At 64.1% G+C, this 24278-nt stretch carries 23 protein-coding genes; 20 read left to right on the forward strand and 3 right to left on the reverse strand.

What is annotated here, in order from left to right; genetic code table 11:
- Window positions 1-2 precede the first annotated feature (2 nt).
- From ACLSSQ_RS11155 to ACLSSQ_RS11180, 6 genes are all read left to right on the forward strand, one after another.
- On the forward strand, window positions 3-1049 hold the full coding sequence (locus ACLSSQ_RS11155; protein WP_014237186.1) for an ABC transporter substrate-binding protein: 1047 nt from the start codon (window positions 3-5) through the stop codon (window positions 1047-1049).
- The gene (locus ACLSSQ_RS11160; protein ID WP_014237185.1) at window positions 1046-1855 is read left to right on the forward strand and encodes an ABC transporter ATP-binding protein; all 810 of its coding nucleotides are present in this window, start codon (window positions 1046-1048) and stop codon (window positions 1853-1855) included. Before ACLSSQ_RS11155 ends, ACLSSQ_RS11160 begins: the two co-directional genes overlap by 4 nt.
- Window positions 1856-1890: 35 nt before the next feature.
- Window positions 1891-2745, forward strand: a complete 855-nt coding sequence (locus tag ACLSSQ_RS11165; protein ID WP_014237184.1) for an ABC transporter permease — start codon at window positions 1891-1893, stop codon at window positions 2743-2745.
- 11 nt (window positions 2746-2756) lie between these two features.
- A complete protein-coding gene (locus ACLSSQ_RS11170; protein WP_014237183.1) occupies window positions 2757-3893 on the forward strand; it encodes an SCO family protein in 1137 nt (378 codons plus the stop codon).
- A complete protein-coding gene (locus tag ACLSSQ_RS11175; RefSeq protein ID WP_014237182.1) occupies window positions 3883-4890 on the forward strand; it encodes a CoA transferase subunit A in 1008 nt (335 codons plus the stop codon). The genes ACLSSQ_RS11170 and ACLSSQ_RS11175 overlap by 11 nt, the downstream gene beginning before the upstream one ends.
- Before the next feature lie 97 nt (window positions 4891-4987).
- A complete protein-coding gene (locus ACLSSQ_RS11180; protein WP_014237181.1) occupies window positions 4988-5854 on the forward strand; it encodes a CoA-transferase subunit beta in 867 nt (288 codons plus the stop codon).
- 160 nt (window positions 5855-6014) lie between these two features.
- On the opposite strand, the gene ACLSSQ_RS11185 is transcribed toward ACLSSQ_RS11180, so the two are convergent.
- Window positions 6015-7163 carry an iron-containing alcohol dehydrogenase gene (locus ACLSSQ_RS11185; RefSeq protein ID WP_416242701.1) on the reverse strand — a complete coding sequence of 383 codons (1149 nt, stop codon included), beginning with the start codon at window positions 7161-7163 and terminating at the stop codon, window positions 6015-6017.
- A gap of 139 nt (window positions 7164-7302) precedes the next feature.
- On the opposite strand from ACLSSQ_RS11185, the gene ACLSSQ_RS11190 reads away from it, so the two are divergent.
- From ACLSSQ_RS11190 to ACLSSQ_RS11210, 5 genes are all read left to right on the forward strand, one after another.
- Complete coding sequence (locus ACLSSQ_RS11190; protein ID WP_416242702.1) at window positions 7303-8256, forward strand: LysR family transcriptional regulator; 954 nt, start codon at window positions 7303-7305, stop codon at window positions 8254-8256.
- 280 nt (window positions 8257-8536) lie between these two features.
- Entirely contained in the window at window positions 8537-9079 is a 543-nt protein-coding gene (locus ACLSSQ_RS11195) for a rhodanese-like domain-containing protein (RefSeq protein WP_014237178.1), read from the forward strand.
- A gap of 2 nt (window positions 9080-9081) precedes the next feature.
- Window positions 9082-10080 carry a serine O-acetyltransferase EpsC gene (epsC, locus tag ACLSSQ_RS11200; protein ID WP_014237177.1) on the forward strand — a complete coding sequence of 333 codons (999 nt, stop codon included), beginning with the start codon at window positions 9082-9084 and terminating at the stop codon, window positions 10078-10080.
- Between the two features lie 61 nt (window positions 10081-10141).
- Window positions 10142-11077 carry a family 2A encapsulin nanocompartment shell protein gene (locus ACLSSQ_RS11205; protein ID WP_014237176.1) on the forward strand — a complete coding sequence of 312 codons (936 nt, stop codon included), beginning with the start codon at window positions 10142-10144 and terminating at the stop codon, window positions 11075-11077.
- Complete coding sequence (locus tag ACLSSQ_RS11210; RefSeq protein ID WP_014237175.1) at window positions 11052-12944, forward strand: family 2A encapsulin nanocompartment cargo protein cysteine desulfurase; 1893 nt, start codon at window positions 11052-11054, stop codon at window positions 12942-12944. The genes ACLSSQ_RS11205 and ACLSSQ_RS11210 overlap by 26 nt, the downstream gene beginning before the upstream one ends.
- Window positions 12945-13057: 113 nt before the next feature.
- Here ACLSSQ_RS11210 and ACLSSQ_RS11215 read toward each other — a convergent pair whose 3' ends face one another.
- Complete coding sequence (locus tag ACLSSQ_RS11215; protein ID WP_043798065.1) at window positions 13058-14014, reverse strand: IS110 family transposase; 957 nt, start codon at window positions 14012-14014, stop codon at window positions 13058-13060.
- A gap of 575 nt (window positions 14015-14589) precedes the next feature.
- Between ACLSSQ_RS11215 and ACLSSQ_RS11220 the strand changes: the two genes are divergently transcribed.
- The 3 genes from ACLSSQ_RS11220 to ACLSSQ_RS11230 all read left to right on the forward strand — a co-directional run bounded on the left by ACLSSQ_RS11220 (window position 14590) and on the right by ACLSSQ_RS11230 (window position 19906).
- A complete protein-coding gene (locus ACLSSQ_RS11220; RefSeq protein ID WP_014237173.1) occupies window positions 14590-17319 on the forward strand; it encodes a DEAD/DEAH box helicase in 2730 nt (909 codons plus the stop codon).
- A gap of 25 nt (window positions 17320-17344) precedes the next feature.
- Window positions 17345-18328: a DUF4365 domain-containing protein gene (locus ACLSSQ_RS11225; protein WP_014237172.1), complete on the forward strand. Its 984-nt coding sequence runs from the start codon at window positions 17345-17347 to the stop codon at window positions 18326-18328.
- Window positions 18329-18901: 573 nt separating this feature from the next.
- Window positions 18902-19906 (forward strand): DUF6602 domain-containing protein, encoded by a 1005-nt coding sequence (locus tag ACLSSQ_RS11230; protein WP_416242703.1) that lies wholly within the window; start codon window positions 18902-18904, stop codon window positions 19904-19906.
- Between the two features lie 166 nt (window positions 19907-20072).
- Here ACLSSQ_RS11230 and ACLSSQ_RS11235 read toward each other — a convergent pair whose 3' ends face one another.
- Window positions 20073-20360 carry a hypothetical protein gene (locus ACLSSQ_RS11235; protein WP_043798058.1) on the reverse strand — a complete coding sequence of 96 codons (288 nt, stop codon included), beginning with the start codon at window positions 20358-20360 and terminating at the stop codon, window positions 20073-20075.
- 156 nt (window positions 20361-20516) lie between these two features.
- Here ACLSSQ_RS11235 and ACLSSQ_RS11240 point away from each other — a divergent pair, with 156 nt between their 5' ends.
- The 6 genes from ACLSSQ_RS11240 to ACLSSQ_RS11265 all read left to right on the forward strand — a co-directional run bounded on the left by ACLSSQ_RS11240 (window position 20517) and on the right by ACLSSQ_RS11265 (window position 24189).
- Window positions 20517-20720, forward strand: a complete 204-nt coding sequence (locus tag ACLSSQ_RS11240; RefSeq protein ID WP_050804294.1) for a hypothetical protein — start codon at window positions 20517-20519, stop codon at window positions 20718-20720.
- A 105-nt stretch (window positions 20721-20825) separates the two neighbouring features.
- Window positions 20826-21215: a hypothetical protein gene (locus ACLSSQ_RS11245; protein ID WP_157870614.1), complete on the forward strand. Its 390-nt coding sequence runs from the start codon at window positions 20826-20828 to the stop codon at window positions 21213-21215.
- A gap of 4 nt (window positions 21216-21219) precedes the next feature.
- Window positions 21220-21624: a hypothetical protein gene (locus tag ACLSSQ_RS11250; protein ID WP_014237167.1), complete on the forward strand. Its 405-nt coding sequence runs from the start codon at window positions 21220-21222 to the stop codon at window positions 21622-21624.
- A gap of 294 nt (window positions 21625-21918) precedes the next feature.
- Window positions 21919-22512, forward strand: coding sequence for an RNA polymerase sigma factor (locus ACLSSQ_RS11255; RefSeq protein ID WP_014237166.1), 594 nt, complete (start codon window positions 21919-21921; stop codon window positions 22510-22512).
- A 13-nt stretch (window positions 22513-22525) separates the two neighbouring features.
- Window positions 22526-22912, forward strand: a complete 387-nt coding sequence (locus ACLSSQ_RS11260; protein WP_172974706.1) for a hypothetical protein — start codon at window positions 22526-22528, stop codon at window positions 22910-22912.
- Between the two features lie 83 nt (window positions 22913-22995).
- Complete coding sequence (locus ACLSSQ_RS11265) at window positions 22996-24189, forward strand: metallophosphoesterase (RefSeq protein WP_416242704.1); 1194 nt, start codon at window positions 22996-22998, stop codon at window positions 24187-24189.
- Window positions 24190-24278: the final 89 nt, after the last annotated feature.

The following is a 24278-nucleotide window of genomic DNA, read 5'->3' on the forward strand; positions in this document are numbered from 1 at the left end:
CCATGAAAAATACCCGTACCTCCCGCTTCCTCAAGCGCCTGCCCCAGCGTCTGCTGGCGGCCCTGGCGGTGGCTGCCGCTGCAGCCGGCGCCCAGGCCGAGACCCTCAAGGTGGGCCACCTGCCCGTCACCGGCCATGCCAAGTACTTCGTCGCCCAGGAACAGGGCTTCTTCAAGAAGGAAGGCCTGGAGGTGGAACTGGTGGAATTCCAGAACTCCGCCGACGGCATCAACGCCGTCATCGCCGGCAAGCTGGACGTGGGCACCTTCGGCACCACCGCGCCCCTGCTGTTCTACTCCAAGGGCTCGGACATCAAGATCATCGGCGGCATCATGGGCCAGGACGCGGCCCTGGTGGTCAAGCCCGAGCTGGCCGGCACCATCCGCAGCCTCGCCGACCTCAAGGGCAAGAAGGTCGCCACGGTGCGCCTGGCCTCCGGCGACGCCGTGCTGCGCGGCGCCCTCAAGGACGCCAAGATCAACTGGAAAAGCGACCTGCAGATCTTCGAACTGAAGAACCCGCCCGCCGTCATCGAGGCAGTCAAGTCCGGCCAGGTGGATGCAGGCCTGGTGTGGGGTCCCCATGACCTGCGCGCCGAACAGCAGGGCCTCAAGGTGGTGGTGCGCTCCGGCGACCTCTCCCCCGGCCACCCCTGCTGCCGCGTCATCGTCTCCGGCAACAAGCTGAAGGACGCCGCCACCCTGGAACGCTTCCTGCGCGCCGTGCTGCAGGCCGAGAAGTACGCCGCCGAGCACCGCAAGGAGACCATCGACGCCATCGCCAAGTACATCAAGCTGGATCGGGCCATCCTGGAGAAGGGCTACTACTCCCCCAACCTGGAACAGCGCAGCGACCCCAACGTGAAGGGCGTGGAGAAGTTCTGGCTGTCCATGATCGGTTCCGAGTTCATCGAGGGCAAGCGCCCCCTGGCCCCCATCTTCGAACTCTCCATCTACCAGAAGGCCCTGGAATCCCTGGCCAGGGAAAATCCCAAGGACGCCTTCTACCAGGCCCGCCTCAAGGAATTCAAGGAAAGGGACACCCTGTGAGCAACGCCGCCCAGACCAGCGCCACCGGTCTGGCGGTGGATAACGTCTCCTTCGCCTACGGCGAGGGAGACACCATCCTCCGCCGGGTCGCCCTGGAAGTGCCCGAGGGGCAGTTCCTCACCCTGCTGGGGCCTTCCGGCTCCGGCAAATCCACCCTGCTGCGCCTCATCGCCGGCCTGGAAGCCCCCACCGACGGGCGTCTGGCCTGGCAGGGCGCCACCATCACCGGCCCCGGCATCGACCGGGCCGTGGTCTTCCAGAACTACTCCCTATTCCCCTGGCTGAAGGTGGAAGACAACGTGGCCCTGGCCGTGGCCAAGGCCCACCCCAAGCTCTCCCGCGCCGAACGCCGGGAGAAGGCCCGGGACTATCTGGGCCGGGTGGGACTGGCGGACGCCGCCGGCAAGTACCCCTTCCAGCTTTCCGGCGGCATGCAGCAGCGCGCCGCCATCGCCCGGGCCCTGGCCCTGGAAGCGCCGGTGCTGCTGATGGACGAACCCTTCGGCGCCCTCGACCCCATCAACCGGGGCAAGCTGCAGGACCTGCTGCTGGAAGTGTGGCAGAGCACCAGTCCGCGCCGCACCATCGTCTTCGTCACCCACGACGTGGACGAGGCCCTCTACCTGGGAGACCGGGTGGCGGTGCTGGGGGCTTCCCCCGGCCGGGTCCTGGCCCAGATCGAGGTGCCCTTCGAGCGGCCCCGCAACCGGGCCCGCCTCTTCGCCTCCCCGGCCTTCCACGCCCTGCGCGAGGACATCGCCGAACGCCTGGACGCGGACGTGCTGTCCGGCCTGGCGGCGGCGTAAGGCCAACGTACTGAACTGATGTGAAGGAGAAATCCATGTCCGAATCCCTAGCCCTGGAAGGCGAGGCCCTGGCCTCGCCCCTGGTGGACAAGACGCCCCGGCAGGGCCGCTCTGTTCCCCACTCCGGCCTTTTCCCGGCCCTCCTCTCCCGCCTCCCCGCCTGGGAAGCCGTGGCCCTGTGGGCCGTGCTGTTCCTGGCCTGGCAGGGTTCCACCTATTTCATCGACCAGAACGCCAACCCCCTGTTGCCCGGCCCCCGCATCGTCGCCGAGGCCCTGTGGGAATCCCTGCCGGAACTGTGGAAGGGCACCGTTTCCTCCTTCTTCATCCTGGCGCCGGGTTACCTGCTGGCCGTCGCCGCCGGGGTCGCCCTCGGCCTGGTGGCCGGCATCGTGCCGGGGGTCGGCCGCGGCCTGTTCCCCTTCGCCAAGGTGGCGGCGCCCATCCCGCCCACGGTGTACATCCCCTACGCCATCGCCGTGCTGCCCACCTTCCACCTCTCCGCCACCTTCGTCGTCTTCATCGGCGCCTTCTGGCCCGTGTTCCAGAACTCCGCCGCCGGCGCCCTGGCGGTGGAAGGCCGGCACCGGGACAACGCCCGGGTGCTGGGCTTCTCCCGCCTGGAAACCCTGGTGAAGGTGGTCTTTCCCGCCAGCCTGCCCCACATCTTCTCCGGCGCCGCCGTGGGCCTGGGGTTCTCCTTCATCCTGCTCACCGTGGCCGAGCTGTTCGGCGCCAACGCCGGCCTGGGCCGCTTCGTGCAGTACTACGCCGACTTCGCCGACTACCCGCGCATGGTGGCCGGCATCCTCTACACCGGCCTCGTCACCTGGCTGGCCATGACCGGCCTGGACAAGCTGCGCCACCGGGCCCTCTTCTGGGTGCGCTAAGAAAGTCCGCCATGCCGTCACCGTCACGCACCCTGGGCCTGCTGGCCCTCCTCGCTGCCCTGGCCTCCGCTACGGCGGGCGCCGGGGAAGCCCGCTTCTCCCCACTCTTCACCCGGGAAGCCACGGACCTGCAGGCCGAGGCCCGGGCCGCCCGGGCCGAGGGCAGGAAGCTGGCCGTCGCCTTCACCCTGCCCGACTGCCCCGGCTGTCGGGAGATGGAACGCACGGTCTTCCAGGACCCAGGCGTGACGGCCCGCTTCAGCCGGCATTACCGCAGCGTCAAGGTGGACCTGGCCCGTAGCGAACCCATCCTCGATCTCGCCGGCCGGCGCGGCTCGGCGGCCGACTTCGCACGGCAGCTCGGCGCTTTCGCCACCCCTTCCTTCGCCTTCTTCGACGGCCGGGGCGAATTCCTCTACCGCCATACCGGCACCCTGGCCGCCGCCGATTTCAGTCGCCTCGGCCAGTACGTGGCCAAGGCCGAATACGAGCAATACCCCTTCGCCGGCGCCAGGGCCAGGGCCGCCCAGGCGGCCAACGCGCCCCGGCTGCAGGCCGATACGCCTGCTGCCGGCCTGCCCCGCCGCCCCGAATTCCGCCTCGCCGACACCGCCGGCAAGGTGCGCCGCCTGGCCGATTTCCGCGGCCGGGCCGTGGCCCTGGCGGTGGGCTACAGCCAGTGCCCCGACGTCTGCCCCACCACCCTGGCCGAACTGAAGGCCGCGGTGGAAGCCCTGCCCGCCGCCCAGCGCCGCCAGGTGCAGGTGCTCTTCGTCACCCTGGACCCGGAGCGGGACCACGCCGCCCTGCTCCGGGAATACGTGGCCGCCTTCGCTCCCCAGGGCGGCCGCCCCTTCCTCGGCCTGTGGGGCGGCGACGGCGCCACCGCCGACCTGATCCGGGAACTGCAGCTGGTGGCCGAACGCCAGCCCTCCGAGAGCATGGGCTACACCCTGGACCACACCGCCGGCGTCTTCCTCTTCGACAAGGCCGGCGTCCTGCGCGGCCTCTCGCCCTACGGCCAGCCGGTCGGCGCCCTCGCCGCCGACCTGGGCCTGCTTGCCGCCGAGCCCAAGCACAGCGACAAAACCATTCAGGTCGCCACCGATCAGCACCTCACGCAAGGGAATCCCCGCCATGTCCATTAACAAACTCCTGCCCCTGGCCGAAGCCGCCCAGCGCTACGCCGGCGATGGCATCCAGTACGCCAGCGGCGCCGGCCTGCCGGTAGGTGCCGACGCCATCGCCTTCGGCCGCGAACTGGTGCGCCAGGGCCGCCGCAACCTGCACGCCCTGTTCCACTGCAACACCCAACAGCTCAACCTGCTGGCCGCCGCCGGCACGGTGGACAAGGCCGAGGTGGGCTTCTCCGGCCTGGAGGGCTTCGGCTTCGCCAACGGCCTGCGCCGGGTGGTGGAAGAAGGCAAGCTGGCCCTGGAGGACTACTCCAACCTGGCCATGGCCCTGCGCTTTCTCGGCGGTGCCCTCAACTGGCCCTTCGTCCCCGCCACCACCTGTATCGGCTCCGACATTCAGCAGCGCAGTGCCTTCGCCCCCGAGGAATACCCGGCCACGGGCAAGATTCCCGAGATCGCCGACCCCTTCTCCGGCCGCACCCTGGGCGCCTACTCGCCCCTGAAGCCGGACCTGGCGGTGATCCACGTCACCCTGGCCGACCCGGAGGGCAACGCCATCATGATCGGCTCCGAGTGGAGCCGCTTCGAACTCTCCCGGGCCGCCAAGCGCCTGGTGCTGGTGGCCGACCACATCGTGGACACGGACTGCATGCGCCAGTACCCCAACCTGGTGCGCATCCCCGGCCTGATCGTGGACGCCGTGGTGTGGTGGCCCTTCTCCGCCTGGCCCGCCGCCTCCCCCGGCGTGCATGACGTGGACGAAGCCCACATGAGGCTGATGAACGAATGGTTGGCCACCGAAGAAGGCACCTTCCGCTACATCGACCGCTACATCTTTTCCTACCAGACCGTGGATGCCTACCTCAACCTCATCGGCCAGGACGTCATCTCCAAACTGGAAGACAGCCCCACCCGCTTCCTCCTGGACCCCTATCGCCAGTGGATCCTCGACCGGGCCAAGGTGGAACAGCTGCAAGCTGAAAATCACATTCTGAAGAGGGCCGCATGAGCCACCGAGCCTGCGTAGCTGCGAGCCACGCGAGGGCGGCCAGCCCACGACGCCACTTCCCTTTGCATACCACTCCCCTGACTGAGAGGGCCGCCTGATGAGCACCGCAACCGCCACCCGCACCGACTCCGCCCCGGAGGCCGCCGAACGCAAGGGGCCCCTGCGCTACTCCCGCCAGGAGATGATGGCCATCGCCGCCGGCCGGGAAATCAAGGACGGCGAACTGGCCATCTTCGGCGTCGGCCTGTCGCTACTGGCCGGCTACTTCGCCCAGGAACACCACGGCCCCAACATCCGCTCCATGACCGAAGGCGGCATCTACGGCGCCACGCCCATCGGCGGCCTGCCCTGGGGCATCGAATGCAACCGCCTCTCGGCCAACGCCACCAGCTTCACCGGCGGCCTCGACGCCCTGGGCTTCCTCGTCGCCTCCGGCCGGGTGGATGTGGGCCTGATCGGCGCCGCCCAGGTGGACAAGTTCGGCAACGTCAACACCACCGGGATTTGGAGCAAAAGCGGGGACCGCAGCCAGGGCCTGGGCGACACCTACACCCCGCCCAAGACCCGCCTCACCGGCGCCGGCGGCGCCAACGACATCGCCAGTGGCGCCAAGCGCACGGTCATCATGGTCACCCACGAGGCCAAGCGCTTCGTCGACAAGGTGGATTACATCTCCTCCCCCGGCTATCTTGAAGGCGGCGACGCCCGGGCCCGCTACGGCTTCGTCGGCGGCGGCCCTTCCGCCATCGTCACCACCCTGGGCATCCTGCGGCCCCATCCGGAAACCAAGGAATTCTGGCTCGACGCCTACTACCCCTTCTCCAGCGTGGACGAAGTGCGGGCCCAGACCGGCTGGGACCTGAAAGTCTTCCGCCACGCCCGCATGATCGCCCCGCCCACCGTGGCCGAAGTGGAGGCCCTGCGGCGGGTGGATGTGACGGGGATGCTGCGGCGGGAGAAGTAGGCCCATCGCGGCAAACCAAAGTCCCCCCGGCAGGCAAGGGGCTGGAAACAAAAAAAGGCGCTGATTCCACGCGGAAATCAGCGCCTTTTCATTACTGCCGCGCCAGGACTCAGGGCCCCGGCTCAGCAATCCCTAACCAGGTCCGGCGGGCTGCCCAGGCTTACAGGGCGCTCTTGAGAATGGTGGCAACCACGTCCCGGGGATAGGTCTCGGCCACACCGAAATGGACCGCGTTGCCCAGCACGTTGTCGATGGTCTTGGGCAGGTCGGCCTCGCTGATGCCCAGCTGGGAAAGGCGGGTGGGGGTGCCGATCTTGTCGAACCACTTTTCCAGGGCGGCGATGCCCTGCTCGGCGGTTTCCACGCCGAACACGTACTTGGCGAAGCGCTGGAACTGGACCGGGTTGCGGCTGTGGTACCACTTCATCCAGGCCGGCATGACCACGGAGAGGCCGGCGCCGTGGGGCACGTTGAAGAGGGCCGAGAGGGAGTGCTCGATCATGTGGTTGGGGTAGCTGTAGCCGGAGATCCCTGCATAGAGCAGGCCGTTCAGGGCCTGGGTGGCGGCCCAGGCGAACTCGGCCCGGGCTTCGTAGTTTTCCGGGTCGGCCAGCAGGGTTTCGGTGGTTTCGATCACCGTGTTGATGATGGCTTCCACCAGGCGGGACTGGAAGCGGGGCTCGTCCTTGGCGGTGAAATAGCCCTCGATGGCGTGGGCGATGACGTCCGCCGCCGAATACACCAGGTAATCCCGGGAGACGGTCTTCATCAGCACCGGATTGACGATGGAGACCTTGGGATAGGTATGCACGGAGGTGATGGCGAACTTTTCCTGGGTGGCCTCGTTGGTGACCACGGCACCGTTGTTCATCTCGCTGCCGGTGGCGGCCAGGGTGAGGATGTCGAACACCGGCAGGGCGGATTCGATGCGCCCCTTGCCGATGAAGAGATCCCACACGTCGCCGGCGTAGGGCACGCCGGCGGCAATGGCCTTGGAGCTGTCCAGCACGGAACCGCCGCCGACGCTGAGGATGGCCTCCACCTGATGATCCCGGGCCAGGGCGATGGCCTCCCGCACTTTGGAAATCACCGGATTGCTGACGATGCCGCCGCATTCGACGAAGGCGATGCCCTGCTCCGCCAGGCTCTTGCTGACCACCTCGAAGAGGCCGTCCCGCTTGATGCGCTCGCTGCCGTAGCAGAACAGCACCTTCTTGATGCCGTGCTCGGCCAGATGGCGACCGATGGCCTGTTCCTTGTCCTTGCCGAATTCGACTTGGGTGGGGTTGAAGAAAGTGAAGTTGTCCATTTGAAAATCCTCCTGAAGGGAATGGGGACGCATTGAAAAACGCGATGGACGAACTGTAGCGGGGCAACAAACATCCAACTACCGCCAAATGGTTTGTATTATTTACAACCATTCGATGTAAATAACCCGGGAAAGCCCCATGGCCATCAACGAACTGCGCTCCATCGCCACCTTCATCCACACCGTGGAACTGGGCAGCCTGAGCAAGGCCGCGGCGGCCCAGCAGATATCCCCCCAGGCCGCCAGCAAGGCCCTGGGCCAGCTGGAACAGCACCTGGGGGTGCGGCTCTTTCACCGCACCACCCGCAGCATGTCCCTGACGGAAGAAGGGCAGCGCTTCTTCGAGGCGGCCCGGCCCTCCCTGCTGGGCCTGCAACAGGCCCTGAGCGGCGCCCGGCAGACCCGGGAAGACCTGGCCGGGCCCCTGCGCATCGTCGGCCCCCGCTCGGTTTCCGTGTCGGTCATCGGCCCGGTGATCGAGGAATACTGCCGCCTCTACCCGGAGGTGCAGCCGGACATCCAGCTCGACGACCGGCGCAGCAACTGGGTGGAGGAACGGGTGGATGTGGGCTTTCGCCTGGGCGCGGCACCGGAGGAAGGCCTCATCGCCCGGCCCCTCTTCCCCATGCAGATGGTGATCTGCGCCGCCCCCAGCTACCTGCAGCGGCACGGTGTGCCGCGCAGCCTCAACGATCTGGAGGCCCACCGTTGCAGCGTCTTCCGCCACTCCGAAGACGGCCGCATCATCCCCTGGCGGGTCAAGGTGGGCGACGGAGAGCAGGACCACCCGGTGCGCCCGGCCTTCTGCACCAACGACGAACAACTGGAACTGCACGCCGTGCTGGCCGGCGAGATCATCGCCCAGATCGCCGTGCCCACCGGCGGCGCCCTGATCCGCAGCGGACGCCTGGTGCCCCTGCTGCCGGAACACATGACCGACAGCTACCAGATGTTCATCTACTACGGCAGCCGCCGGGCCCAGCCGGCCCGGGTGCGGCGCTTCATCGACCTGGCGGTGGAACGGCTGGCCAACAGCCGGGAGTTCGTACTGAGCCGGGAGGAACTGGCCCGGGCGGCGGCGGCAGCACAGTAGGCGAAATCAGCCCAGCCACCTCACTGGGCTAGAGCGGCCCTTTCTGCAGCCCTTTCTGCGCCCTTGCGCGGCGCCCGCCGAGCTTTACCTGTCATCAGCGACACATCCCCGGAGCCGCCACCCGCCCCGCCGGTCAGCACAATTGCATATATTCAAATTAGCAATATAGGCATTTCAAAATAGTATTTTTCATAATAAACACTCCCCCACTAGGCTTGCCTCCATCGCCCGCAACGACGCCCCGCCGTCTGCCGGACATCCACCCAGGAGGAAAAGCGCCATGCCAGTTCAAGCCCTCAGCACCGCCTTCGCCAACGGTGCCGCCCCATCCCGTCACGCCGGCGCCCAGGCGTCATCCGCCCCCGCTCCCAGCGCCACCACCAGCCACCCCATTCTCGAACGGGCCCGGGCCACCGCCCAGGCCCAGGGCACGCCCTACGCCGGCGGAGTCACGCCCAAGGAAGCCTGGGAGCTGTTCTCCAGCGGCGCCGCGGCCCTGGTGGATGTGCGCACCGCCGAAGAGCGCAAGTTCGTCGGCCATGTGCCCGAAACCCTGCACGTGGCCTGGGCCACCGGCACGGCGCTGAACCGCAACCCCCGCTTCGTCAAGGAGCTGGAAGCCAAGGTGAAAAAGGACCAGCCGGTGCTGCTGCTCTGTCGCAGCGGCAAGCGCTCGGCCCTGGCCGCCGAGGCCGCCGCCAAGGCGGGCTTCACCCAGGTCTTCAACATCCTCGAAGGCTTCGAGGGCGATCTGGACGAGCAGCAGCAGCGCGGCGCCCTGGGCGGCTGGCGCCACGCCGCCCTGCCCTGGGTGCAGGACTGAACATGGCCGCCCCCACCTACGGCTGCGGCCAGTCCCAGGGGCCCCAGGGCCAGCGCCCGGGCGCCAAGTGGGACCTGGGCCGCATCGTCGCCGAACTGCGGGCCGAGCGGGAACGCTGGCGCGAACGCCAGCAGCGCCAGAAGGACGTGGGCGGCCGCGAGCTGCCCTCCCGGGAGGTGCTGCAGGAGATCGTCGCCGCCCTGCAGGGCGCCCTCTTCCCCATGCGCCTGGGCCCGGCCCAACTGCACCAGGAGAGCGAGGACTACTACATCGGCTACACCCTGGATGCGGCCCTGGAATCCCTCCTCGGCCAGGTGCGCCTGGAGTTGTGCTACGCCGCCCGCCACCACGCCACCAGCGACGGTGTTGTCGAGGAGCGGGCCCTGCACATCGTGCGCAGCTTTGCCGAAGCCCTGCCCCAGGTCCGCGCCCTGCTCGATACCGACGTGGAAGCGGCCTACAGCGGCGACCCGGCAGCCCGCAGCGTCGACGAAGTGCTGCTCTGCTACCCGGGCGTGGTGGCCATGATCCACCACCGCCTGGCCCACCAGCTCTACCACCTGGGCGTGCCCCTGCTGGCCCGCATCGTCGCCGAGCTGGCCCATGCCGAGACCGGCATCGACATCCACCCGGGGGCTTCCATCGGCGCCGGCTTTTTCATCGACCACGGCACCGGCGTCGTCATCGGCGAAACCGCCGTCATCGGCCAGCGGGTGCGCCTATATCAGGCCGTCACCCTGGGCGCCAAGCGCTTCACCACCGACGAGGCCGGCAACCTGGAAAAGGGCCAGCCGCGCCACCCCATCGTCGAGGACGACGTGGTGATCTACGCCGGTGCCACCATCCTGGGCCGCATCACCATCGGCAAGGGCAGCAGCATCGGCGGCAACGTCTGGCTCACCCACAGCGTGCCCCCGGGCAGCCACGTGACCCAGGCCGATTCCCAGCATTCGCAGCACTCGCTGCCGCCGCCGACGCCGCTCAAGGCCGCCGCAGCCTGATTCATCCCGATTTCACTTTTCAACAACCGCTCCATCACAACTCAAGCAAGGAGAGTCATCCATGACCGAAGTCGTCCATCCGGAAGGCGCCCAGGCCCTCGGCGACAACGCCGCGCGGCAACTGGCGAATGCCACCAAGACCGTCCCCCAGCTATCCACCATCACCCCGCGCTGGCTGGTGCACCTGCTGCAGTGGCTGCCTGTGGAAGCCGGCATCTACCGCCTCAACAAGGTCATCAACCCCCGGGACGTGCGCGTCGCCTGCTCCCAGCGCGATGAATCCGAACTGCCCCAGACCTTCGTCGATTACGATGCCCAGCCCCGGGAATACTTCCTCAACGCCGTCACCACCATCCTCGACGTGCACACCCGGGTTTCCGACCTCTACAGCAGCCCCCACGACCAGATCAAGGAACAGCTGCGCCTGACCATCGAGACCATCAAGGAACGTCAGGAATCCGAACTCATCAACAACCCGGACTACGGCCTGCTGGCCAATGTGGATGACGCCCAGCGCATCTCCACCCTCACCGGCGCCCCCACTCCGGACGACCTGGACGACCTGCTGACCAAGGTGTGGAAGGAACCGGCCTTCTTCCTCACCCACCCCCTGGCCATCGCCGCCTTCGGCCGCGAGTGCACCCGCCGTGGCGTTCCGCCCCCCACCGTTTCCCTCTTCGGCTCCCAGTTCCTCACCTGGCGCGGCATTCCCCTGATCCCTTCCGACAAGGTGCCCATCGAGGACGGCAAGACCAAGATCATCCTGCTGCGCACCGGCGAAAAGCGCCAGGGCGTGGTCGGCCTGTTCCAGCCCGGCCTGGCCGGCGAACAGAGTCCGGGGCTGTCGGTGCGCTTCATGGGCATCAACCGCAACGCCATCGCCTCCTACCTGATTTCGCTCTATTGCTCCCTGGCCGTGCTGACCGAAGATGCCCTGGCCGTGCTCGATGACGTGGAGATCGGCAAGTACCATGACTACCCCGACACCTACAAGTAACCCGCCGGAAGGCCTGGCCGGACTGCTGCCGGCGGGGCTGCCCAACGAGGCCACCCTGGCCCGGCTGGCGAGCGATTTCTTCGCCGCCCTGCCGGGCAATCCGGGCCCCGTGGAAAACCCCGCGCCGGTGGGCAACGTGGCGCCCCAGTCCCACGAGCCGGTGATCGCCCTGGGCCAGCGGGCGCCTTCCCTGGCGCCGGCGGCAAGCAGCCAGACCGGTGCGCCAGACTCGGCTGTGGAAGTCATTCCCGGGGCAGGCAGGCCTGGGAGCGCCATCCTGGGCGTGCCCCAGGCCTATGCCCCCGCCCTGCCCCAGTCCGCTTCGTCCGCAGCGCCGGTGTTCGCGCCCGCCACGCCCTATTACTTCCTGGGCGAAGGCAGCGCTTACCCTGCCCACCTGCCCAAGGAGAACGAGATCGTGGTGCCGCGGGACGACCGCGTCACGGCCCAGTCCTTCGGCCTGCCCGGTGCGGAAGATCTGAAGGCCCTGCTGGCTGACAACAAGGCGCCCCGGGAAAGCAAAGGCAGCATTCCCGCCGCCGTGCCCAGCCGCAGTTCCTCCTTCTACTTCCTCGACCCGGTGGGGGCCGATGCGGCCCAGGCCGAGCCCCCGGTGCAGCCCCTGGCCCACCCGCCCCTGGATGTCAACGCTATCCGCCGCGACTTCCCGATCCTGGCAGAACGGGTGAACGGCAAGCCCCTGGTGTGGTTCGACAACGCCGCCACCACCCACAAGCCCCAGGCGGTAATCGACCGGCTGGCCTGGTTCTACGCCCACGAAAACTCCAACATCCACCGCGCCGCCCACGAACTGGCGGCAAGGGCCACGGATGCCTACGAGTCGGCGCGGAACAAGGTGGCGCGCTTCATCGGCGCCGGCTCTGCCAACGAAATCATTTTCGTGCGCGGCGCCACCGAAGCCATCAACCTGGTGGCCCAGAGCTGGGGGCGCCAGAACATCGGCGCCGGCGATGAAATCGTGGTCTCCATCCTGGAACACCACGCCAACATCGTCCCCTGGCAGCAGCTGGCGGCCGAGAAAGGCGCCAAGATCCGCGTCATCCCGGTGGACGACGACGGCCAGATCCGCCTCGACGAGTACCAGAAGCTGCTCAACGAGAAGACCAAGCTGGTGGCCATCACCCAGGTTTCCAACGCCCTGGGCACCATCACCCCGGTCAAGGAAATCGTGGACCTGGCCCACCGGGCCGGCGCCAAGGTGCTGGTGGACGGGGCCCAATCCGTCTCCCACCTGCGGGTCAACGTGCAGGCCCTGGATGCGGACTGGTTCGTCTTCTCCGGCCACAAGGTCTTCGCCCCCACGGGCATCGGCGTGGTCTATGGCAAGGCCGCCATCCTGGAAGCCACCCAGCCCTGGCAGGGCGGCGGCAACATGATTGCCGACGTCACCTTCGAGCGGACGCTGTACCAACCGGCGCCCAACAAGTTCGAAGCCGGCACCGGCAACATCGCCGACGCCGTGGGCCTGGGCACCGCCCTGGACTACGTGGAACGCATCGGCCTGGAAAGCATCGCCCGCTACGAGCACGCCCTGCTGGAATACGCGACCCACGGCCTCAAAACCGTGCCCGGCCTGCGCATCATCGGCACGGCAAGGGACAAGGCCAGCGTCGCCTCCTTCGTGCTGGAAGGCTTCAAGACCGAAGAAGTGGGCAAGGCCCTCAACCAGGAAGGCATCGCCGTGCGCTCCGGCCACCACTGCGCCCAACCCATCCTGCGCCGCTTCGGCCTGGAAGCCACGGTGCGGCCATCCCTGGCCTTCTACAACACCTGCCAGGAAGTGGATCACCTGGTGGCCACGTTGAAGCGGTTGAAGGGGGGGAGGAGTACGACGGTGTTTGGGTGAGGGTTAGCGAAAGCCGCAAATGAAAAAGCCGCCCGGGGACGGGCGGCTTATCGGCCAGAGCCAACGTACGAGGGCCGCCCCAGATCAGTCGGCAGTCCGCCAGCTACCTGCCGTTAGCAACTGTGTTGAAGGTCAAGCCCTGAAGCGCACCAGGGGGAGTTGTTTTTGACTACGGCATTGATCACAGTCAGCAGTTTGCGCATGCAGGCGGTCAGCGCCACCTTCTTCGGTTTGCCTTGTGCACAGAGGCGCTGATAAAACTCCCGGATTGGCGGGTTGCTGCGCGTAGCTGACAAAGCCGCCATGTAGAGCACCTGACGTACCTGCGCCCTGCCACCCCAGATCACACGCTCGCCACGATGTTTGCCGCTGTCGCGATTGAACGGTGCGAGCCCCGCTAGTGCTGCAATTTCCTTACGGTCCAGCTTTCCGAGTTCGGGCAATTCCGCCAGCAAAGTCATGCGCGTCACTTTGCCTACCCCTGGAATGGCTTGCAGCAGATCGTCTTTCTCGCGCCAGACCTCGCTCGTCCGCAGGCGATGCGTCAGATCAATATCCAGTGCAGCAATGCGTTCATCGAGCCAGGCAATGTGTTCCTTCAAACTCGTCTGCTGCACTACCTCCGCCCGATCCAGCCGCAGCTTTTCCTGCACACGCATGTCGATGAGCTGGCGCCGCCGTGCCAGCAGCGCAGCCAGGGCTTGTGTCTCTTCATCCTTCAGAATTCGCACCTGCGGCCGGATCGCTTGCGTAAAAGCAGCCAGAATCAGGGCATCAATCCGGTCGGTCTTGGCCAGTCGCCCACACGCCTTGGCGTAGTCCCGTACTTGCCGAGGATTGACCACGGCTACCGGCACACCGGCCGCCGCCAGTGCGCTGGCCAGGGCTGTCTCAAGCCCACCCGTCGCTTCCATCACCACTAAGGTGGGAGGCTGTTCGCACAGGCGTTGGCACAAGCCCGCTATCCCCACCTCGTCATGCGCCAGCCGTTCAGCACTGCCGGTAGCAAGGAAGCCCACATCGAGCCAGGCTTTCGATACATCGATTCCTACAAATGATTCATTTATCATGTCAGCCACCCTACCTTGCAAATCCGGGCTCATGGCCCCAGCAACTGTTCGGGTTAAAAGACAAGCAGGCGTGGCGCTCAACGCTAACGTACGGGTTCATGACCCCAGGCCTCAACGAGCTGCCACGCCCCAAAACCCGCCGGGGCATAAACCCCGGCGATTACTCCGATTCTTTTATGGAATCGGTGGAATGAACATACAAGGCCTCAAATTCCGCTGATTACTGAAGCGAGAACGGATTCGTCGAGAAATCTAAGCCGTCTGTGAGAAGGCGCGATACGACGTTTCCAATTGCATCGAGAGGTTCTACAAGCCGTAGCGATGCCAAGTTCATGCAAATGGCGTTTCTCCAATAGAGTTCGAAGATCAACACTTCAACCGATAACTAGGTGTCTACTGAAGCCGGGGCGGTTCACTAGCTAGCAATTTCCGTCGGTAATGAAGCCGTTTGCTGACATCAGACCCCCACTTTGCAACAGCCGATCGGCCATCAGCAGGAGTCGAGCCGAAGCTAAATTGGTGCTAGCGGAGATCATGCGATACATTTATGCCGTAAGCAATTTAATGGCCAGAAGATGAAAACATCCGACATAAAGGGGCCGGGGGTCGATGCGTGGTTGCTTCAACGACTTCATAGCTGGGGCATTGAGTCACTGACGGATGTTCAGCAGCGGGCGCTCGCTGCCGGTGCGGCAGATGGTTGCAGCCTTGTCGTAAGTGCCCCAACGTCGTCCGGCAAGACTTTAGTGGGCGAGATTGCGGTCTTGTGCGCCCTTCGACTCGGTATCCGCGCGATCTATCTCGTTTCCCATAAAGCCCTCGCAGACCAAAAGTACCTCGATTTCGTCGCCCGCTTCGGCGAAAGCGCCGCTGAACCCATAGGGTCGGTTGGGCTGAACACAGGCGACCGCACTGAAGGCGATATCGATGCACAGCTAATGGTCGCGACCTACGAGAAGGCATTGGGTCTGTTTCTGAGCGGTCAGTTCAGACCGAACAATGCTCTGGTCGTTGCGGATGAGTTGCAGATTCTGGGCGAGCCCGGGCGCGGGCCAGATATCGAAGCACTGTGCTCAGCGCTACGCCAGCGCGGAATCAAGCAATTCGTCGCGTTAACCGCTACCGTCGAGAATCCTGATGATATTGCCGGATGGATGGGGTGCGGCCTTGTTCGCAGCACGCACCGCGACGTGCCACTTTACCAGGAAATATGGTACCAAGGCCGTGCCTATAGTACGAGATTCGGCGACGATAATGGACACGAAGCGAACGGCGGCGCTGCTGCAACGAATGACATTGGCGTCGTTGTTGATCATTTGCTGCAACTCGGGCGTGGCCCTGTTCTGGTATTCACAGAGAGCCGCCGTGAAGCGTTAAATTTCGCGACTACGTTCGGGCAGAATCGACCCCGCGTCGGTATTGGCATTGCTTTGGCGCAGCAACTCGATTTGTTCTCAGAGCCAACAGAGGCCTCCGATCAGCTTCGCGAAAACGCCGAGCGTCGCGTTGCCTTTCATACGGCCGATCTGTCGCCGCAGGAACGCCAAGTTATCGAGGGAGGCTTCACCGACGGCAAGTTCGAGGTTTGCTTTGCCACTTCGACTCTCGCTGCCGGAGTTAACTTCCCGTTCCGGACGATAGTTTTCTCCAAGCTCACCTATCAGTACGGCGACCGGGCGGGAAGTCACGTTATCAGGTCCGACTACCGCAACATGTCAGGACGGGCAGGTAGGCTGGGTATGCACCCTGACGGGTTCGCCGTTTTGCTGCCGCAGAACAATGTTGAACTTGCACATGCCAACATGCTGGTGCTGCCAGACAACGATCGGCTTCATTCGCAGTTGGTTAACCTGAGCTTGCGCAAGTCGATCTTGGCGCTGGTCGCTTCTGGGCTAGCCAGTACCTTCGCTGAGGTGATGACGTTCTTCGAGAATACGCTGTACTGGTATCAAACGCTGAACCGAAATCCAGCAAAGCTGGCAACACTGACCACCGAAAGCCGTGCGGCCGTTGACTGGCTGAATGCCAATGCACTGATCCGCGAACAAGGCGGCGCCTTGTTTATCACACCGTTGGGCAACGCAGCAGCGATGTCCGGCCTGCTTCCCGCTACGGCGGTCCAGCTTGCCGCCATGCTACGTGCTATCGGTCCAAAACTCATGACGAACTTCGATGAGTGGATCCCGGGATTGATCTACGCCGCATGTGCTAGCGATGAATTCAGGGCTGAGCGGCCATCTCGATTCTTTCCTTACCCGTCACGAATTACATACGAGTCGGTGACGTTCTGGGCGACGAAGCCGTTGCCCATAGAGCTTGATCGCAACGACCTTAAGATGGCGCACTGTGCCCATGCGATCGCGCTTTATGTCGAAGGACTCGCAGATCGCAAGATCACGCACATCACCCACGTACCAGGCGGCATGATTCATCGTCTGGCGCTGGACGTGGCTTGGGTGCTTGATGGTCTGCACAAGCTCTCCACAACGCCTGAACTCAGTTGCCCGCAATCGGTCAGCAATCAGATCGCTATGCTGGGACGCCGCGTCCGCTGGGGCGCCCCAATTGAAGCGCTGGACGTGCTGCGGGTAGCCGAGCGTCACGGCGTGCCGGGATTCGGTCGGCAACGCGCCATGGGGCTAATCGCACAGGGCATCGCGACGCTCCACGACGTGCTGGGAACTGCGAAAGACAAACTCGTGCAACTGCTTCGGAGCGAGCCGCGAGCGGAGGCGCTAATTGATGCTGTCTCAAGCACCGTGGGGCTCGGACCCAGTCGGCTCGCTGCCGCGCATCATAAGACCGGACAGGAGTTGGGGATCGAGCTCCAAGTAAGGGCATGCGACGATGCTTTAGGCACAGACTACGAAGAAGCAATCGCGACGCTTATGCGGGTCGAAGCCGCTTGGGCCGTGACCGTACTCGACGACGGTACACGACCAAATGTACCAGACTTGCTTATCGAATTGGGCTCTCAGCAAGTCCTTCTTGAATGCAAAACATGCACAAAATCTCCTCCCCTCATCAAGAAAGAGGAAGCCTGGGCGGTTGTTCAGAAGGCGGCAGATTTTGATCCAGCGATGCGGCGGGTGACATTAGGTAAGCCGGCGTTCGACGAAACTTCGAAAAAGAAGGCGGCGGCATCGAAGGACATTACGCTGGTCGAACACAGCGTGTTCATGGAAGGGTTGCTGCGCGTGCATGGCGGTACGCTATCTGCAGCTGACTTCATGGCATGGCTCGGTAGCCCTGGCGTTGCCGAGTTTGAACGACTTGGTGGAAGTCCAACATATCTCGGAAAATAGAGGCAGCGATCGTAGAAAGATAGCAATGCAATTTCCGAAGGCAGGGGCAAACTATGCCCAAGAACGCCAAGGCATCGCGGCAATTCAAAGTTACGCCGCTCTTCGCCGACAAATCTGGCGTGAAACTGGAACCGGCGACGTGGGTGTCGACGGTCACCTTGAGTTCGTGACGCCGGACGGGTTCACTACAAGCCGGATCGTAGCTGTCCAGGTTAAATCAGGGGTGTCGTACTTCGACAAGCCATCTGCTCGCGGGTGGAAGTTCTATCCCGCGGACAAGCATCGACACTACTGGGAGTCCTTTCCGCTGCCCGTTCTACTGGTGCTACACAATCCAAATTCCGGCAGCGCATACTGGGTCGACGTTCGGCAAGCATTGCGCAATCCCGACGCCGAAAAGGCCTTCGTCGAGGTGCCAGAAGGTAACTTATTGAATGGGACGGACGCGATTGCGCTCTTTGAGACCGCGGGCGTGCAGGACCAGCCGTTTATTGAACACCTTGACGGCGTACTTGCAAGGCTTCTCGCCACGCAATCGAACAATGCAAGTTTCCCGCTCAGTCACTTTGATCTGTTCGCGCATGGCCTTACCAACATCTGTCGCAGCATCTACTACGGCATGGATGTGGTTTGCAACGCCGTCGAATACAATCTGGCTGCTACGAATTCCACGTCCAGAATGGGGATGGGCGACACCGAGCATCAGTTCGCCTTTGATTTCGTCAAGTTTCTGCTCGCGCAGAGTCTCGTCCAGATCGACTACGCTGACTGCCTTATCGATTGGGTGGACAGGAAGATGCAGCCCCACTTCGTCGCGCCACTCACCTCTCGGGGCAGAGCGCTTGTAGCGCTAGTCCACCAGAAAGAGCAGATATTGGTTGCGGAGGGCAAGATGCCGGATACGGGCCTGATGCACGTCGCGCAAGAGGGATTTTTTGGCATGATTTTGGAGTCGCACTTCCAGCGATTTCCGCTTATCCGAAAGTTCCAGGTGGCTTGTGCCGCGTGAGGTCCTGAAGGCTGGCCGAACGTTCCATACCCGAACTACCTACAGTGCCTATTGTGAGTTACCTGATGCTGAAAAGCTGCGACGGACATAAAAGAGGCCGGTCTAGCGCGACGCCAGCTACACGCTTTCACAGCAGACGTGTCTGGCGAGACCTTCTACGCCAGCAACTGGCTAGTGTGGCAGACGGCGATACTGGCTTACATGGACAACAAGTGCGATGAATCAGCCCAAAGCCGTCAGCCACCGGTTGTGATATTCCAATACATCGAGTGGTAGTTAAGTAATCAGTTCCAGACTCGATCTACGACCGAGTTGGAACACAGTGCGACATGGAACTACCTCATTCATCTGAAAATACTCGGGCTTCTCAAGCGAGAGATTTCCGTATCACGGACATTCAGAATTTTGATGTAGCCAAGTGAAATGCAACAGAGAGGGCCCTTTCACGGCGTGCCCCTCGCAGCACCAGACTGAGGCACTGCCCGAGCAGGAAACCCACCCTCGTTACCTATTTTCTGAATGGCCTAGCTCAATTTCGAAACCAATTGAACGGCGCGAACTAGCTAAAAACCTATGTCTGACAATTCCGAGACACTCACCGCATCTCCGATTGAAACGCTTGCGTTAGCGGCGAGCAGCAAATTCCGAGATGACTATATCGAACTCAGCCGCTCGCTGTTTCATTCAGAGGAGGCCGCCAATAAGCTGCACAACGCCGGCGAGTTCGGCCGCTACCGTGAGCAAGTCATTCGAAGCCTCTTGGCCGGCTTCTTACCCGGGCGCCTCTCGATCGGAGATGGCTTCGTGCTTACTCCCGATGGGAATCGGAGCACGCAGTGCGATGTCGTTGTCTACGACCGCGATGAAACACCGCATATTGAAGCCGCAGGCGGACGGTGTTTCTTTCCGCTCGAGACGTGTGCCGCCGTCGGCGAAGCAAAGTCGAAACTGACTTTCGCTGAACTCAAGGAGTCGCTCGAAAAGCTCCTCGCCATCAAGCGCATGCGTGCAACGATGAAAATGCAGATGTACCCGGTTACTGAGGCCATATCTTTCGCAGAGGCTGCCAAGGAAGATCCGAGCTTATTCGAAGAGCCCTCCGGATACTTCCGCCCACAAGAACAGGAATCCCACAATCTGGTGACATTCCTTGTCTGCGAAAGTATCCAGTGGCCTGCAGGTCAAGCGCCTGGGAGCCCGGACTTTGGCAAGGTATTGAATGATCTATACGACGACAAAGAGGATCCGTATCTTCGCCACAACTTTATTCTCAGCGTAAAGCAGGGCTTCCTTTCCTATTTCTTCACCATGCCCGACGACCGGGATCCCGGTGAGTACCGACGAATTCCTTATCCACATCCAGTCCAAAGCCTCCGACCGCCTCGTGGTGTAGGGGACAACGTACCAACGAAGTGCGGCTGGCGCTGGCTTCCGGCGACAGACGCAAACCACCACATTTTCACGTTCGCTTCGGAGCTTGCCATCGCGGGGGGCGCCGCGTGCATTTTTCACTTCACCCCAAAAGCGTACTCATGGTCGCAGGATGGGTTTGACTTCGCCTACTTCCATACCAACTAGGTCGGACGCGAAACCCAGTCGCCATCCACTCTCTGTAAATGGTGGCATTGGCGAGTACGTCCCAGTGGAGGTGAGTCGGTTTCCGTCGCCAGCGGCGGCAATTCGCCATGTTGCCGACGTAGAACTCGAGGTGCCTCAAAGTTCGGATTGGCCGAATAGCGGCCCTTCAGTCTGCTGACCTCTTTCCAAGATTCTCTTGAAGCAACTTGAGTTGCTCCAGCTCAGGACTAGTCTGTCCCGATTCAGATTGCGTCCTCCCCGTCAGCAGCCAAAGCGAGTATTCGGGCCACAGTCGCCCGATCGCTTCCAGGTGCTCCGCTGTCGCCCGTTTCCTCTCCAGGCATACGTCGCGCCATGACGTGGCGTTGATGCCCGTCATCTCTTCGAGTTCTTTGTACTTGCGCAGGGGGTTGGTCTTGGCGGCCACCACCATCAATAGACGCTCTATACCCATAGAAATTATCAATTAGACGAGAAATGCTGCGTACATAAATATATGTGTAATATTTCTATCGCTACGCATATAATACGCGACAGAAGTGTCTCATAGTGGAGCAAAGTGATTATGACAGCCGCAGAACGAATCAACCAGCAGACGCTGGTTCCAATCATGCACTGGAAGAAATTCGCGGAAGTGGTGGGTATCGAAGAGGGCGTGCTGCGGGGCCTGTGCGACCGGGACCATATTCCTTCCATCTGTTTCGGTAAGCACCGCTTCATCAATCTGGCCAAGCTCAACGATATTTGCCAACGCCAGGGCTGTGCTGCGGATATCCCGCTCCAGCAATGCCCTCTGACCAACCAGGAGGGTTGAGCCATGAAGCGGAAAGGCCATAAACCCTGCGCCCTGGAGGCAAGGCTGAATCGGTTGGTAGCCGTTTCCCTCGCCCACCTCCACCAAATGGAAACCCCGGCTCTCATGCCAAGCAACCGCCCTCTGCCCCGGGACCGGGCCCGCTATATCCGCCGCTATGTGCCGGAAGTCATTGCCCAACTGCATCAGTTACGGGAACTGGCACTCGCCCTTCTGGAACCACCACAGGACTTGCTCAAGCCGGGAGAGGCTTCCCGTAACACCCCCATCACCTGTGCCTCCTGCCATTACCAATTGCCCCTGGGCTGCCACGGCCTGTCGATACGTTGTACGGCCCAGTTACTGGTCCAGGAGAAGCATCTGCCCCGCTATTGCGCTGACTATCGGCCCCAGGCCCTGGCGCACCAGCAGCCTGCACTCACCAGGGATGCCCAGTTGCTGCTGCCGACGACCAAGCATTGCGGAGAGAGTACGGGGCACGCCGCTGAGAAGTAGGACAATGGAAAAACCCACCATCACACCCCACGAAGCGGAGTTGAACCGGCTGATACTGCTGGCCCAATCCCGCCTCCACGCCATGGGCGACGGCGGCTTCGTCCAGGGTTGCAGCCTTTCCCTGCGGGAAAGGGCGCGGCTGATCCAGGTGGCTTCGCTGGATGCCATGGCGACGCTGCAACGGATGCGGGAGGTGGCCCTGGCCGTACTCAACGGCGTACCCCTGGCCGGTGACAAGGAAGTGAAATGTGCCGACTGTCGCCACCATGTGCCCAGCCTGACCTTTGCCGACGAGGCCAGTTGCGCCGTGCATCTGAGCCTGCAAAGCATGCACCGACTGCGCCATTGCAGCCATTTCCAACCCCTGGCGCCCAAGCCGCCGGCGGTGCCCGCCGATCCTACCGCCTGAAGGCATGGGCGCGGGCCGGGATTGCATCCCCTGGCCCTGCCCTCCTGACCTCCTTCGTCGCCACTCAACAAAGCCGCCCGGCAAACCGGGCGGCTTTGTTCTTTGCCATGTCCGGAACTGGCGTAGCCTTGAGGCTTGCGGCTGGGCCACCGACAAACCTCCGACACTCTGGCCGATAATGGGGCAATGCCTCCGGCAGTTCCCCCGGGCCAAGCCCGGCAGCCGCTGCCCGTTACCGCCAACTATTTTTTCACCCACCCACAATATCCATGCCCTTCATCCGTCTACCCAGGCATGGACACATCGTTCTCCCTTTCCCTGCCCCGCGACGAGACCCGCCTGATGGCCGAGCAGAACCGACGCCTGACTGAAGCCATTGCCCGGGAGAGCGGGCGGCTGGGGAGTTTCATTCGCCGGCGCGTGCCCGACCCGGGCGAGGCGGAGGACATTCTTCAGGACGTGTTCTTCGAGCTGGTGGAGGCCTGGCGCCTGCCGGAGCCCATCGAGCAGGTGGGGGCCTGGCTGTTCCGGGTGGCCCGCCACCGCATCGTGGACCGCTTTCGCAAGCGCCGGGAGGAACCCCTGCCCGTGGCCGTGCAAGAAGACGGCGACGAGGAGCATTGGCTGGAAGCCGCCCTGCCGGCGGACGACGGCGGGCCGGAGGCGGCCTATCTGCGCCGCCTGTGGCTCGATGCCATCGCCACGGCCCTGGAGGAACTGGCGCCGGGGCCGCGGGAGACCTTCATCGCCCACGAGATCGACGGCCGCAGCTTCAAGGAGATGGCGGCAGAGAGCGGCGTGCCCATGAACACCTTGCTCGGCTGGAAGCGGCAGGCGGTGCTGCACCTGCGCCAACGGCTGCGGCCCCTTTACGAACCCCAATCCTGAACAGGAAACCAATATGAAATGCAGAACTGGAAAATCCGGCTGCGCCTCGCGCTGCCTCAAGATCGGCCTGATGGTCGTGGTCGGCATCGGCGCCCTTACCTGGGTGGTGATGCAGTTGTGGAATTGCCTGCTGCCGGACCTCTTTGCCGGGGTCTCCCCCATCGGCTACTGGCAGGCCCTGGGCGTGCTGGTGCTGAGCCGCATCCTCTTCGGCGGCATGCGCGGCGGCGGCTTCCACCACTGGCGCGAACGTCGTGCCCACTGGGAAAGCCTGACGGAAGAAGAGCGGCAACAGCTCAAGGGCCGCTTCCACAGCCGCTGGAGCCGCTGCTGCACGCCCCAGGCGGAAGGCGCCGAACCCCAGGCCAAGGCCGCGGACAAACCGGCCGACCAGGCCTGATGGCCTGAAACCTCCCCGCCCCCCGGGCGCACCTCGTGCCGCCCGGGGCCGCCGGCCACACGCCGGCCTCCCTGGAAAACCCCATGCGCCCTGCCTCCCTGACCTCCCCCCGCCCAGCCACACCGCCCGCTGCTGCGGCCCAGCCCGCCCTGCCCGGCCGCCTGCGTCGGGCCCTGTGGCGCGTGCTGCCGCTCATGGGCGGCCTCCATGCCTACATCGGCTGGCGCCTGCTGCCGTCGCTGGATCTGCATCCCGCCGCCCTGGCCCTGGCCATTGCCGGGCTGGCCCTTTCCGCCTGCCTGGTGCCCCTGGGCCTGCTGGGCCGCTTCGTCACCGACAACCCGACCCTGGCGGACCGGCTCAGCTGGCTGGGCAGCCTGGCCATGGGCCTCTTCTCTTCGGTGCTGGTGCTGACCCTGCTGCGGGATGCGGGCCTGCTGCTGGCCGGCACGCCTTCCCTGGCGCAGCCCACGGCCCTGGCGGTGGTGGCTGTTGCCGGCCTGTTCACTCTCTTCGGCTACGTCAATGCGCGGCGGGTGGCCCGCATCGTCCGGGTGGAGGTGCCCCTGGCCGACCTGCCGCCGGAATTGGAGGGCTTCACCGTCGTCCAGCTCAGCGACATCCACGTGGGGCCCACCATCAAGCGGGACTACGTACAGGCCATCGTGGACCGGGTCAATGGGCTGGAGGCGGATCTGGTGGCCATCACCGGCGATGTGGTGGATGGCAGCGTGGAGCATCTACGGGAACACACCGCGCCCCTGGGCCAGCTGCGCAGCCGCCACGGCAGCTATTTCGTCACCGGCAACCATGAATACTATTCGGGCGCCGTGGCCTGGCTGGCGGAGTTCGAGCGCATCGGTCTCCAGGGGCTGCACAACGGCCACACCGTCATCGCCCACCATGGCGCCCGCCTGGTGCTGGCCGGGGTGACGGACTATTCGGCCGGCGCCTTCGATACGGCCCAGGCCAGCGACCCGTCGGCAGCCCTGGCCGGCAGCCCGCCGGGGCTAACCGGCATCCTGCTGGCCCACCAGCCCCGCTCGGCGCCGGCTGCCGCTGCCGCCGGCTTCGACCTGCAGCTTTCCGGCCACACCCACGGCGGCCAGTTCTGGCCCTGGAATTTCTTCGTGCCCCTGCAACAGCCCTTCACCGCCGGCCTGCACCGCCTGGGCCGGCTAACGGTCTACACCAGCCGCGGCACCGGCTACTGGGGCCCGCCCAAGCGCCTCGGCGCGCCTTCGGAAATCACTGTGCTGCGGCTGGTGAAGGCTTAGGAACCGAGCTGGACGTGAGCCGGAAAACCCGGCCCGCTGTGACAAAAAAGGCGCCCATGGGCGCCTTTTTCCTTGCTGCTTCGGGTGCT

It is taken from the genome of Azospira sp. APE16 (assembly GCF_047901315.1).
GTDB lineage: Bacteria > Pseudomonadota > Gammaproteobacteria > Burkholderiales > Rhodocyclaceae > Azospira > Azospira oryzae.